A 13035-nucleotide genomic window follows, 5' to 3' on the forward strand; every position below is an offset into this window, starting at 1 on the left:
CGGGGCATCGACATGCAGATCTGGAGCTGGCACGGCTTCTTCACCTATCTCGGCAGCCCCTATATTTTCCGCGGGGCGCTCATCACGGTCTACATGACGGCCGTCTCAATGGTGATGGGGTTCCTGCTGGGCCTGCTGATTGCAGTCATGAAACGCTCGCAGCGCCGTCTGCTGTCCTGGCCCGCACGGTTTTATGTCTGGTTTTTCCGGGGCACGCCGCTGCTGGTCCAGCTGGTCGTGATCTATGCCGGGCTGCCCAAGCTGGATATCCGGCTGAGCGTGATGGCATGTTCGATCATCGGGCTGACGCTGAACGAGGCCGCGTATCTGGCGGAAATCATCCGTGCGGGTCTGAATGCCGTGCCGACCGGTCAGATCGCGGCGGCACGGGCGCTGGGTCTGAGCGAGCGGCAGATCGCCTGGCGCATCGCGTTTCCGCAGGCGTTCCGGCTCATTATCCCGCCGCTGGGCAATTCGGTGAACGGACTGCTCAAGACGACCAGCGTGACGTCGGTCATTTCCATGGAGGAACTGATGCAGCGCAGCCAGATCCTGGTGCAGGACCAGTTCATGGTTCTGGAGCTGTTTTCCGTGGCGGCCCTGTATTACCTGCTGATGACGACGGCCTGGGATTTTCTGCAGCGGCGGATCGAGCATTATGCGGAGCGTCCCTATCGCCGCCAGCAGCAGTCCGCGGCAGTTGATCCCATCGAACTGCCTGTCACGACGCAGGACGCACGCTGATGTCGGATCGTCTGAGTTTCACGTTCAATGACAGTCCTGTCTCTGCGGAAGCCGGCCAGACCCTGACGGCAGCTTTGCTGGCTGCGGGCCGGATCGTGCATCGTACAGCTCCGGACGGATCAGGGCGCGGGCCGTTCTGTGGGATCGGGGCCTGTCAGGACTGCCTGCTGGAAGTGGACGGGCAGATGTCGCGCCGGGGCTGCATGACGCCGGTGCGGGACGGTATGCGGGTCCGGAGCAATGACCGTCTCCCGGATGCGGCTGTTTCAGCGCCCCTGTCGCAGGGTGAAGAGCGGCTGGCCGAGCATGTCTGCGAGGTTCTCGTGGTGGGCGCTGGGCCGGCGGGACTGGTGGTCGCGACGGAGCTGGCACGGGGCGGTGTGGACGTTCTTGTCGTGGATGAGCGTCACATTCCGGGCGGCCAGTATTTCAAGCAGAACGCCGTACATCCGGAGCGGCAGGACGATCAGGCGCGCAAGGGGCGGCACCTGATTGAGGCCATGCGGGCCAGTGGGGCACGTCTGTGGCATGATACGCTCGTATGGTGCGCCCATCGCGAGGACGGCGCGCTCGTCATCGGGGGGCTGCGGGATGGCGAGGCGTTCTATATCCGCACGCAGCACATCATCGTGGCTACCGGCGCGCAGGAAACGCCCGCTCCGCGTCCGGGCTGGACCCTGCCGGGCGTCATCACGACGGGTGCCGGACAGACGTTGCTGCGGGCCTATGAAACCGTCTCTCCGGGGCGGGTCATCATTGCCGGAAACGGGCCGCTCAATCTTCAGCTCGCGGCGGAACTCGTCGGTCGTGGGGCCGATGTGGTGGCTGTTGTGGAGTCAGCGCCTGCGCCGGTGAAACGGCCTGTCCTGGCCGGGCAGCTTTCTGCAGCGGCGCCACGTCTCGCCCTTGCCGGGATGCGGCATCTCTGGACGCTGCGCCGGGCAGGTGTGCCCGTGCTGTGGGAGAGCGTCGTGACACGGATCGAGGGCTCGGGCCGTGTCGAACGTGTGACGGTGAAGCAGGCCGGGGCGGAAGCGCGATCGATCGAGGTCGAGACGGTCTGTCTTGGCGACGGGTTTGTCCCGGCCAGCGAACTGCCCCGTCTTCTGGGCTGTCGGCAGGACGTCCGGGACTGGCCCGTGACCCACCCCGAAACAGGACGACAGCCCGACGGGCGGACCGATCAGGCGGATGTGTCCGTTATCGGTGAAGCGGGGCGTTTTGGTGGGGCTTTTCTGGCGCAGGCCCAGGGCAGGCTGTGCGCGGCGCGACTGCTGGAGCGTTCCGGAAAGACGTTGCCCCCCGGTCTGGACCGTAGCCGGCGGATGTATCGCGACAATGCGCGTTTTCAGACCCTTCTGTGGAAACTCTATCAGCCGGTTGTTCCGCTTCCCGTACCGGAGGATACCACCATCCTGTGCCGGTGCGAATGTGTGACGGCCGGGACTGTCAGGGCACAGGTGGCCGAGGACGGGATTGCGGATCTGGCGGCTCTCAAACGGGCAACACGTGCCGGGATGGGGCGCTGTCAGGGGCGGTTCTGTCAGGCATCGCTCATGAAGGTCCTGCCTGAGCCGAAAAGCGAGAAGGACTTTACGGCGCCCCAGATCCCCTTGCGCCCGGTGCCGGTGGCAGCACTGGCGCGGCAGAAACCTGAATGGCGGGGGCATGTCCGGGTTCCGATCCCCTCGGGTCTGGGACAGGCCGTGCAATCTGCTTCTGACACCGCTGAGATCGTGGATGTCGTGGTCGTGGGCGGCGGGATCGTCGGGCTTTTTGCGGCGCTCTTCCTTGCGGAGGCCGGGAAGAGCGTCGTTGTGCTGGAACGCGGGCGTGCCGGGGCGCTGGCTTCGGGCGGCAATGCGGGCAGTCTGCATGCCCAGCTTATGGCGTTCGATGCCAGTGCGGATACGGATGGACCGTCGATGCCCGCGCGGACGCTGGCTTTGCAGCGGGAATCCATCCGCATGTGGGAGGCGCTGCGTGGGACGTTCGACCGGGATCTGGAAATCAAGGTCTGTGGTGGCCTGGTCGTGGCAGAAACTGAATCCGACATGGAGCGTCTGCGCAGCAAGGTTGCGGTCGAGCAGTCTCTTGGCGTTGATGCGCGGATCCTGGATCCGGGTGAACTACACGGGATCGAGCCAAACCTGAAACAAGGCTTTCTGGGAGGGGCGTATTGTTCCGAGGAAGGCAAGATCAATCCTATGGCAGCAACGCAGGCCGTCCTCGCCCGGGCGCGTCAGGCGGGTGTGCGGGTTGAGGAACTGACGGCACTCTCCGCAATCGAGCGCGATGGAAGCCGGTTCCGCGTCAGTGCGGGGGCGGCAAGCTGGTCAGCCGGGGCTGTGGTGAATGCTGCCGGGGCCTATGCGGGAGAGGTTGCGGAGTTGGTCGGCAGGCGTCTGCCGGTCTTTGGGGCGCCGTTGCAGATGATCGTAACCGAGCCTGTGGCTCCGCTGGTCTTTTCGCTTCTGGCACATGCCAGCCGTCACCTGACGCTCAAACAGGCAGCAAACGGCTCCCTGCTGATTGGCGGGGGGTGGAGCGCCGGTCTGGATCCGGTGCATGGCCATCCGCGTCCGCTGCGGGAGAATCTGGAAGGGAATCTCTGGGTTGCCCAGAGGCTCATTCCGGCTCTGGGCGCGGTGAATGTCGTCAGGAGCTGGGCGGCAATGAACATCGATATCGATGGTGCTCCGATCCTTGGGGAAAGCCCGGATGTTCCCGGATTCTTCACGGCCGTAACCGCCAATGGTGTCACGCTCGCGCCAGCCATGGGGCGGCATGTCGCGGATATGGTTCTGCGCCGTTCCGAACGTCCCGATCTGGAGATCTTTTCTCCCGCACGTTTTTATGGAGATCCGTCATGATCACTCTGGACAATGTGACGAAATCATATGGCGCCTTTCAGGTGCTCAAAGGCTGTTCGGCGGAAATCGGGAGGGGAGAAGTGGTCGTTGTCTGCGGGCCGTCAGGCTCGGGCAAGTCCACGCTCATCAAGTGCATCAATGCGCTGGAGACGTTCGAAGGCGGCCAGATCTGGGTCGATGGCATGGCTGTGCGGTCTGCGCAGACTGATCATTCGGCGCTGCGGGCGAAAGCGGGGATGGTGTTCCAGAGCTTCGAGCTGTTTTCCCATCTGAGCATTCTGGACAACATCATGCTGGCACCTCGCCTGGTTCAGAAGCGTGCGAAGGACGAGATCCGCGAGCATGCGAAAACCCTTCTGCGCCGGGTCGGGCTGGAGCGCCATGCGGACAAGTATCCGATCGCGCTTTCCGGCGGCCAGCAGCAGCGTGCGGCGATTGCCCGTGCTCTGGCGATGAAGCCGGATGTGATGCTGTTCGATGAGCCGACATCGGCGCTTGATCCGGAGATGGTGCAGGAAGTTCTTCAGGTCATGACGGAACTGGCCCGTGAGGGCATGACCATGATGTGCGTGACCCATGAGATGGGATTCGCCCGGCAGGTGGCAACGCGGATTCTGTTCGTGGATGCGGGCGAAATTGTCGATGACTGTCCGGCAGCGGACTTTTTTGCGGGTCGCTGCTCGGTGCGGGCCCAGGCTTTTCTGCGGTTTGAGGCCGATCATCCCGGATAAGAAATTTTTTTGCAGTTCGGGCAACATTCCGCTTCGATATCGAATTCAGTTCGTATACAAAGAGAATATGAACTGAGGACGAAAAGGCGATCCGGTGGGAGAAGGCGCTGTGCTGGAAAAGACTTCCTGTTGCAAGAAAACGCTGACCGAGAGTCTGGACTGTGTTGTCGACCGGGATTTCGAGACGCGGCAGGTGCCGTTTCTCCAGGAGCTTGTCAGGGTTCCGTCGGACAACCCGCCCGGTGACTGCGCCCCACATGCCCTGTTCTCTGCCGGGAAGTTACGGGATCTTGGGTTCGACGTCGAATGTCATCCTGTTCCCCGGGATTTCGTGGAACGCCACGGAATGCAGAGCGCAACCAATCTGATCATCCGGGAACGTTTCGGGGACGGCAAGGGGCCGGTTATTGCCCTCAATGCACATGGCGATGTGGTTCCTCCCGGTGACGGATGGATTCACGACCCCTATGGCGGTGTGATCGAGGATGGGAAGCTCTATGGTCGCGGGGCTGCGGTCTCCAAGTCCGACTTTGCAACCTATGCGTTTGCATTGCGGGCGCTGAAAGAAGCTGTTTCGGACCTCTCCGGGACCGTTGAACTTCATCTGACCTATGATGAGGAAATCGGCGGACATGTCGGTCCGGGCTGGCTTCTGGCTGAAGGGCTGAGCAAACCGGATCATGTCATCAGTGCCGGTTTCACCTATGATGTGATGATCGCGCATAATGGCAGCCTTCAACTGGACGTCGCTTTCACCGGCAAGGCCGCCCATTCCGCATGGCCCGAAACAGGGGCGGATGCCATCGAAGCGGCCAGTCGTGTCATGTCGGCGCTGTATGCCTATCGGGACGGGCTGGTGAAGACGGTCTGTTCCATTCCCGGAATTGATACGCCAACACTCGTCATCGGAACGATCGAAGGCGGCGTGGCAGCCAATGTGGTTCCCGAGCATGCGAAATTCCGCTTGGAACGCCGGATTCTTCCCGACGAGAAAGCAGCCGATGTCGAGGCTGAACTGCGTCAGATCATTCTGGATGCGATGGATGTTCCGGGTGTGCAATGCGTCGTGACGCAGCATCTGCTGGCGCTGCCTCTGGTGCCGGATGCGGGTCAGGCCCCTCTGATTGCCGCGTTGCAGGCTGCTGCTGAGGCTGTTTTCGGGGAGCGGATTGCCGTGAAGGGCATGCCGCTTTTCACGGATGCCCGGATTTACAGCAATGCGGGTTACCCCACTGTTCTGTACGGAGCCGGACCGCGCCGACTCCAGGACGCCAATGGCCACCGTGCGAATGAGCATGTGGTTCTCGAAGACATGCGTCGTGCGACGAAGGTGATTGCAAATGCACTGGCCCGTCTGCTGCGCCCCGAAGCCATGTAGTACCGACCACGAAATAATCCCACCGTGCAGCAGTAGGCCCTGCGGTTCCTGCTGTGCGATCTGACTATTCCGACTGATATCCCTGTCTTGCCAGGGCGATGGAGCCGATCATGAACATCAGGAAACTTGCGCTTTATTCGACTTTTCTCTCCGTCAGTTTCTGCACTGGTTCGGTTTTTGCTGCCACGACTAAGGCCACGTCAGGCCTCGTGAAGGCGTCGGTTCACAAGACGTCTGCCAAGGCGGCGCCGGTGAAGGCAGCTGCGCCCGCCAAGAGGGTGGCAAAGGCCAGGAATGCGCCGTTCGTCGCAGGGGGCGAAGAGGGCGTGATCGTGACCGGCACGCATGCCACGAACCGCCATGCCCGTCAGAGCACGAGCCCGATCACGGTTCTGTCCAGCGCGACGCTGCGTCGCTCAGGCATGATGAACCTCGCCGATGCGCTGGCGAAGACGTATCCGTCCATCAACATGAGCACGATGGGCAATGACGCCGGCGCGCTGACATCCTTCATCCGGATGCGTGGCCTGAATCCGAACCAAGTTCTGGTGCTGGTGGATGGCAAGCGCCGTCACACCACGGCCAACATCAATGCGGATGCGGGCCCGAACTTCGGCGCGACGCCTGTGGATCTGAACATGATCCCGTCGAACATGATCGATCATATCGAGGTGCTCGAGGACGGCGCTGCTGCGATGTACGGCTCCGACGCCATTGCGGGCGTGGTGAACATCATCACCAAGAAGCAGGATCATGGTCTGAACATGAGCGCCCAGACAGGGGCGAATGCCTATAACGGGGATGGCTGGCAGTACCAGCTGAACGCCGATGGCGGCCTCAAGCTCGGCAATGACGGTTTCATCCATATTTCCGGACAGGTTTACCACACGGATCATTTCGTAACGAATACGGTTGACAACCGTCTGGCGGGCTATGTCCCGGCTGGCGCTGCGAATGAGCTGTATACAGGGTCCGTCAAGGTGTCCAAGAACTCCAACAAGATCATGAGCACGCCTGAAGAGACGCGTGAAAATCTGGGTATCGATTTCGGCAAGAACCTGACCGAGAATATCCAGTTCTATGGACAGATCACTTATGCGCACCGACATGCGGAAGCGTATGAGAACTATCGTGTCCCGTCGGGCGCCAGCGCCAGTAATCCGGAACTGTTCCCCTACGGTTACTCTCCGCTGGAGACGATCGACGAGAACGACTATGCGGCGACACTGGGCCTGAAGGGCAGCCATTTTTTCGGGTTTGACTGGGATCTGAGCAGCACCTGGGGTGAAGATCTGGACAAGATCTCCAACAAGAACACCACCAACCCGAACATGTATGCCGCAACCGGCTACACGCCCACGACCGTCCGGACGTCCAATTTCCGTCTCGCGCAGTGGACGAATAATCTTGATTTCCGCCGGAACTTTAAGATTGCCAATGTGGTTCCCATGACGGTTGCGTTTGGCGGCGAACATCGCCTCGAGCAGTACACCATCATGGCCGGAGATCCCGCATCCTATGAATACGGTGGTACGTCCGCACTTGCCGGTCTGACGCCGCAGGACGCCGGCAAATGGAACCGTGACGTCTGGGCTGCTTATCTGGACGGTGACTTCCATCTGCTGAAGAACTGGGATCTCGATTTCGCCGGCCGCTTCGAACACTACACCGATGTCGGCAATACCGAGAACGGCAAGGTCTCCACACGCTACGACATCACCAAGCGGATCGGCCTGCGCGCCACCATCAGCAACGGTTTCCGTGCGCCGACCATGGCCGAACAGCATTACAGCGCCATTAATGTCGGTCCGACCTCAGTGTTGGGCTTGCTGCCAGTTTCGTCCTCTGAAGCCCGCGCGACGGGGGCGTCTCCCCTCAAGCCCGAGCGTTCGACCAGCGCGACCGGTGGTATCGTTCTTGAACCGATCGATGGCTTTCATATCGAGACGGATGTCTATCAGATCAACATCCGCGATCGCATCGTGCAGGGTGGCAACGTGACGGGGGCAACTGCGATTTCAGCGCTGGAAGCCATGGGCGTGTCTCTCCCGGCCCTGACCCAGCTTTCCGAAAACGCTGTACAGACCTACTACTTCACGAATGGGGCAAGCACCCGGACGCAGGGTCTGGACATCAAGGCGGATTACATGTTCCGCATGCATCGTTACGGCAACCTGACCCTGTCTATGGCGCTCGATCTGAACCGGACGCGCCTGACGCATAACGGTATGTCCGCTACGGGATCACCGCTTCTGAATGCGCAGAACATTGCCTACCTGACGACGGCTTATCCGCGCAGCAAGATCATCCTGAATGCGTTCTGGACGATCGGCAAATGGGACGTGAACGTGCGTCAGACCCGTTACGGCGAGACGACGGACATGATGACCTATCAGGACTGGACGCCGACGGCCTCGATCTGTCCGATTGACGGCAAGCAGCTTCAGCAGTCCAGCAGCTGCTTCGCCCAGTTCAAGAATTCTCCGCGCTGGCTGACGGATCTTGAGATCGGCTATCGTGTGAATTCCCGCTGGCATCTGGCTGTGGGTGCCAATAACATCTTCAATGTCCGTCCCCGCAAGCTGCCGGGCGAGCTGAACCAGCTTGGTGGCAACCCTTACGATACGTTCTCGTCGCAGGTTCCGATGACGGGTGGGTACTATTACGGGCGTGTCAATTTCACGCTCTGATATCACGAGCGGTTTGAGTAACTCATGTTTTGAGCGCGGAAAGGTCATCCTTTCCGCGTTTTCCTGTCTGAAGCCTAAGTTTTTTTAGAGCTGGTGCAGGTGTGAAGCGGTGAGGAGGGGCAGCGTGGGTGCCTCTTCGGTTCTTCTCAAAGGATAAGAACAGCTTACGGTAGGATAGAAAAAAACATACATTCCGTTATCGTTCTGAAGTTCGTTAGATTTTCCCTCAAGGTGATCGGCTGAGTGCGGGAGGTCACCGGGAACATTCAGAACTTCCGGATGCCTGGATTGAGCGACAGGCACGCGGGAGACGAGCGGGAAGAATATCAGCCGATGAAAAAGGTCTCCATTCCTCTAAGTGCCTTTCTGCTCACCTGCGCGGCGAGCCAGCTGGTCTGTCTGCAGGCCTACGCGGCAGATCCCGCACGGGAAAAAGGCAGCGCCACGGCCCGCAAGGCGGCAGGTATCCGTGCGGCGTCAAAACAGAAGGCGGCGTCGCTCCCCAAGGAAGACGAAACCGTCATCGTGACCGGAACGCGTGACCCGCACCAGACGGTCCGCAAGAGTGCCAGCCCGATCCAGGTCGTCACCTCTGCCGAAATTTCCCGCACGGGCCAGTCCGATCTCCGTGATGCCCTGACACAGCTGACACCCTCCCTGACGCGCGCGCCGCTTCTGATCGGCAATGCCAACATGGTGGATGTCCTGCGTTTGCGCGGCCTGTCCCCCAACCACACCCTGATCCTCGTTGACGGAAAACGCCGTCACGCGACTTCCGTGCTGTCCAACAATTCCGGGCCGCAGCAGGGATCGAACGGTGTTGATATCGACATGATTCCGATCTCCGCGATCGATCACGTGGAAATCCTTCAGGACGGCGCCGCCGCACTTTACGGCTCCGATGCGGTCGCAGGCGTCATCAACATCATTCTCAAGCACCGCAAGTCCGGCATCACGATGCAGGCCACCAATGGCGGACGTTACGCTGGCGACGGTTTCCAGTCCGGTGAGTCCATCAACGCGGGCTTCGATCTGATGGGGCGCGGCTTTTTCGATCTGAGCGCGGAATACAAATACCAGGACCACACCATCCGCAATTCGGCCGACAGCCGGAACGGCAAGTATGACGTCAAGGACGAGGGCGATCCGCGTCAGCAGCGCGGCACCATTTCCTACAACATGCAGTATGATTTCCTGCCCGACTTGTCTTTGTATTCGTTCTCGACTTACGGGCATCGCTATGGCGAGAGCTATCAGGATGCGCGTGTCGCGTCTTCGGACTGGCCCATGTATCCCAACGGTTTCAGCCCGAAGGAAAGCGTTTCGGAAGACGATTACAGCGTCACGCTCGGCCTGAAGGGGGAGAAGTTCGGCTGGAACTGGGATCTCAGCACGACCTATGGCAGCGACCATACGTCGATGGATCTCTTCAACACCGTCAATCCATCGCTCTATGCGGCAACGGGGGCTTCTCCGACGAGCTTCCACGAAATGGCGTTCACCAACACCCAGTGGACGAATGATTTCGGCATCCATCGCAGTTTCCACACGCCGATCTTTGCAGGCCCGATCAACCTCGCGATGGGCGCGCAGTATCGCTACGACGAGTTTGACATCATGTCCGGCGATGCCAACTCGTATTACGGCACCGGCCCACAAGGTTTGCACGGTCTGAGCCCGCAGAACGCGAGTGAAAGCAACCGAGATGTCACGGCAGGCTATGTGGAACTTTCCATGCGGCCGCTGAAGAACTGGCAGGTCGATTTCGCCGGGCGCTACGAATATTACACGGATGCCGGGGATACGAAGACCGGCAAGGTCTCCACGCGCTATGATTTCAACAAGTACTTCGCCCTGCGCGGGACAATCTCGAACGGCTTCAGTGCGCCATCCCTGCTTCAGGAACACTGGTCCAACCTGTCCGTCGCGCCGACCTATGCAACGGGTTACCTGCCGGTCAACTCCGCCGGCGCACGCCTGATCGGAGCCAAGCCGCTCCATCCGGAACACACGATGAGCTACAGCGCGGGCTTCACGCTGGACCCGCTGCCGCGCCTGCATATCAGTGTCGATGCGTATCAGATCGCCATCAAGAACCGCATCCTGGCGGCAGGCGTCTATAACGGTGCGAATGCGATCGAAGCCCTCCGTCTCGACGGCTTCACCGTGCCGTCCACGCTCCAGTCCAACGCCGTCACCGCCTCCTATTACGCCAACGCGGCCGACACGCGGACGCGGGGTCTGGACGTGACCGCGCGGTACGAAACCCGCTTCCGCGACTGGGGCAAGATCGACTGGGACGTGGCCCTGAACCTCAACGAGACGGATCTGACCCATACCGGCAAGGACGCGAACGGTAACAGTCTGCTGAACTCCCAGCAGGCCGCCTACATCACGAGCTATACGCCCAAGAACAAGCTGATTTTTGGCGGCACCTGGCAGTACAAGAAGCTGGGTGTGTCCGTGCATGAGGTCCGTTACGGTCATGCGACGTCCTCTCTGACCTATTACGAAGGTCCGCTGGCCTATTCGAATACCGACTTCATGCGCTACGTGAACAAGGCCCGTTTCGAAACCAATCTGGCCGTGTCCTATCAGGTCCTGCCGCAGCTTGGGCTGACGCTCGGCGGGAACAATGTCGGCAACGCGAAGCAGCGCCGCATTCCCAAGGAATTCCGCTACCTTGGTGCGTTCCAGTATGACTATCAGATTGAACAGCTCGGCTATAACGGTGGATACTACTACCTGCAGGCCAATCTGAACTTCTAGGAAACGCGCTTCATGAGGGTGCCAGACACGGGAGAAAGCTCCTGACAGGGAAGGATCTCCCCCATCGTTCCGGAGCACTGCGCCTGATCGGACTTCTGATTGGAGTCAACGGTCTGGCGTGGCTTCTGGTAGTCCTGCTGTTCCATGGAAACGCGCTTCTTCTGGGCGCTGCGGCCCTTTCATATGGACTGGGCCTGCGTCACGCCCTGGATGCGGACCATATCGCCGTCATCGACAATGTCACGCGGGCGGCTTTGCGGGAGAGGCGGGAGGCGCGGTCAGCAGGACTGTTCTTCTCGCTGGGCCACTCCACGATCGTCTGTCTGGCCACACTCGTGATCGTCCTCGCCGGACAGCATTACCGCACGCAGATCGACACTTTTGCCACCCAGGGTGGCCTGTTCGGAACATGGATCTCCGTCCTGTTCCTGCTCGTCATCGCCACCCTCAACGCCACAACCCTGCATGATCTGTGGCGCAGACGGCGTGACGCAGACGCCACCCACTCCGAAATGCCACCCCGAGGCCTCGCCCGACTGCTCACCCCGGTCCTGCGTCAGATCTCGGTCAGCTGGCATCTCTATCCGGTCGGGTTTCTTTTCGGTCTGGGCTTCGATACCGCTTCGGAAATCAGCCTTCTGGGCATCTCCATCGTCCAGACCCAGCACGGCCTGCCGATCTGGCAGATCATGATGTTCCCGCTGCTCTTCACCGCCGGAATGGCCCTGCTGGACACGGCCGACAGCGTCCTGATGCACGGCCTGTACCAAAGGGCAGGGCGCAGGATGAACTGGAATCTGGCCCTGACAACCATCTCCGTTATGCTGGCGCTTGTCATTGCGGGGATCGAACTGGTGAACCTTCTTGCGGACCATCTGCCGGGACTGGAAACGCTCACATCTCTCGCCCGCCTGCTGTCCGAGCATTTTGAACTGATCGGCGCGGCTGTCTTCTGCGCCTCCGTCCTCGGATGGTTCCTGCTGCGATCCGGCCGGGAGGAACCTGCATGAGCACGGCAGTCCTTCAGCGCGCCCGGGGCTGGTTCGGCCTGACGGCAAAACTCCGTGACGGTCAGACCGTCCGTGGCGATCTGGAGCAGGGCGGGTGCTGCCGTTTATTGTTCCCACGCGTGGACGGCGCGTCCCTGGAAGCCGTAACCGTCAATATTTCCGGCGGCATCGCAGGCGGAGACCGGATTGAAGGCCGCATCGCCTGCGCTCCGGACACGGAACTGCTGGTCACATCGCAGGCCGCAGAACGCATCTACCGCGCCCGCGCCAGCGATACGCCTCCCGAAATCCTCACCTCCTGCCACATTGCGGCCGGAGCCCGGCTGGACTGGCTGCCCCACGGCACAATCTTCTTCGATGGCAGCCAGCTCCGTCGACACATGACGGTCGAGATGGCCGCCTCATCCAGCTTCCTCTTCCTTGAAAGCCGGATGTTCGGTCGCACCGGCTCAGGCGAGGTCTTGCGGACACTGGCACTGCGCGACCGGCTGACAATCCGGCGGGACGAGAGGCTCATTCTGGAAGACCTCGTACGGTTGGAAAGCGACGACGTGTCCGCTCTGATGGCCCGCAAAGCCATGAGCGCGGATCAGTGCGCAGTCGCCACGCTGGTGCTGGTCTCGCCACTTGCGGAAACGTATCTCGACGCCGTGCGGGACGTGCTGGACACGATCGCGCCGCACGAGTTTGCAGCATCGGCGTGGAATGGCATGCTGGTCATCCGCGGGGTGGCATCGGGTGGCTGGCCGCTGGAAAAGACGATCAGACAGATCCTGCCGGTCCTGCGGGACGGGCGCCCCATGCCGGCCACATGGCGGTCATGACACAGAGTTCGGAACG

9 protein-coding genes are annotated in these 13035 nt (G+C 60.9%); 8 read left to right on the plus strand and 1 reads right to left on the minus strand.

The window, feature by feature from the left end; translation table 11 throughout:
* The first annotated feature begins 12 nt into the window (after window positions 1–12).
* From GLS_RS08120 to GLS_RS08145, 6 genes are all read left to right on the plus strand, one after another.
* Complete coding sequence (locus tag GLS_RS08120; RefSeq protein WP_041111837.1) at window positions 13–744, plus strand: amino acid ABC transporter permease; 732 nt, start codon at window positions 13–15, stop codon at window positions 742–744.
* The gene (locus GLS_RS08125; protein ID WP_041111838.1) at window positions 744–3617 is read left to right on the plus strand and encodes an FAD-dependent oxidoreductase; all 2874 of its coding nucleotides are present in this window, start codon (window positions 744–746) and stop codon (window positions 3615–3617) included. The genes GLS_RS08120 and GLS_RS08125 overlap by 1 nt, the downstream gene beginning before the upstream one ends.
* Entirely contained in the window at window positions 3614–4348 is a 735-nt protein-coding gene (locus GLS_RS08130) for an amino acid ABC transporter ATP-binding protein (protein ID WP_041111839.1), read from the plus strand. Before GLS_RS08125 ends, GLS_RS08130 begins: the two co-directional genes overlap by 4 nt.
* 109 nt (window positions 4349–4457) lie before the next feature.
* Window positions 4458–5726 (plus strand): ArgE/DapE family deacylase, encoded by a 1269-nt coding sequence (locus GLS_RS08135; RefSeq protein WP_226986547.1) that lies wholly within the window; start codon window positions 4458–4460, stop codon window positions 5724–5726.
* Between the two features lie 110 nt (window positions 5727–5836).
* Window positions 5837–8416, plus strand: coding sequence for a TonB-dependent receptor plug domain-containing protein (locus GLS_RS08140; RefSeq protein ID WP_041111840.1), 2580 nt, complete (start codon window positions 5837–5839; stop codon window positions 8414–8416).
* A gap of 288 nt (window positions 8417–8704) precedes the next feature.
* Entirely contained in the window at window positions 8705–11185 is a 2481-nt protein-coding gene (locus tag GLS_RS08145) for a TonB-dependent receptor plug domain-containing protein (RefSeq protein WP_226986548.1), read from the plus strand.
* Here GLS_RS08145 and GLS_RS13535 read toward each other — a convergent pair.
* Window positions 11182–11331: a hypothetical protein gene (locus tag GLS_RS13535; protein WP_226986549.1), complete on the minus strand. Its 150-nt coding sequence runs from the start codon at window positions 11329–11331 to the stop codon at window positions 11182–11184. The genes GLS_RS08145 and GLS_RS13535 overlap by 4 nt on opposite strands.
* Before the next feature lie 15 nt (window positions 11332–11346).
* On the opposite strand from GLS_RS13535, the gene GLS_RS08150 reads away from it, so the two are divergent.
* Complete coding sequence (locus GLS_RS08150) at window positions 11347–12195, plus strand: HoxN/HupN/NixA family nickel/cobalt transporter (RefSeq protein WP_226986675.1); 849 nt, start codon at window positions 11347–11349, stop codon at window positions 12193–12195.
* A complete protein-coding gene (locus GLS_RS08155; RefSeq protein ID WP_041111842.1) occupies window positions 12192–13019 on the plus strand; it encodes an urease accessory protein UreD in 828 nt (275 codons plus the stop codon). Before GLS_RS08150 ends, GLS_RS08155 begins: the two co-directional genes overlap by 4 nt.
* Window positions 13020–13035: the final 16 nt, after the last annotated feature.

Origin of the sequence: Gluconobacter oxydans DSM 3504, assembly GCF_000583855.1 — a bacterium.
Lineage (GTDB): Bacteria > Pseudomonadota > Alphaproteobacteria > Acetobacterales > Acetobacteraceae > Gluconobacter > Gluconobacter oxydans.

Coding starts and splice junctions, on each gene's coding strand:
- GLS_RS08120 (WP_041111837.1), top strand. CDS start 13: ATGCAGATCTGGAGCTGGCACGGCTTCTTCACCTATCTCGGCAGCCCC.
- GLS_RS08125 (WP_041111838.1), top strand. CDS start 744: ATGTCGGATCGTCTGAGTTTCACGTTCAATGACAGTCCTGTCTCTGCG.
- GLS_RS08130 (WP_041111839.1), top strand. CDS start 3,614: ATGATCACTCTGGACAATGTGACGAAATCATATGGCGCCTTTCAGGTG.
- GLS_RS08140 (WP_041111840.1), top strand. CDS start 5,837: ATGAACATCAGGAAACTTGCGCTTTATTCGACTTTTCTCTCCGTCAGT.
- GLS_RS13535 (WP_226986549.1), bottom strand. CDS start 11,331: ATGGAACAGCAGGACTACCAGAAGCCACGCCAGACCGTTGACTCCAAT.
- GLS_RS08155 (WP_041111842.1), top strand. CDS start 12,192: ATGAGCACGGCAGTCCTTCAGCGCGCCCGGGGCTGGTTCGGCCTGACG.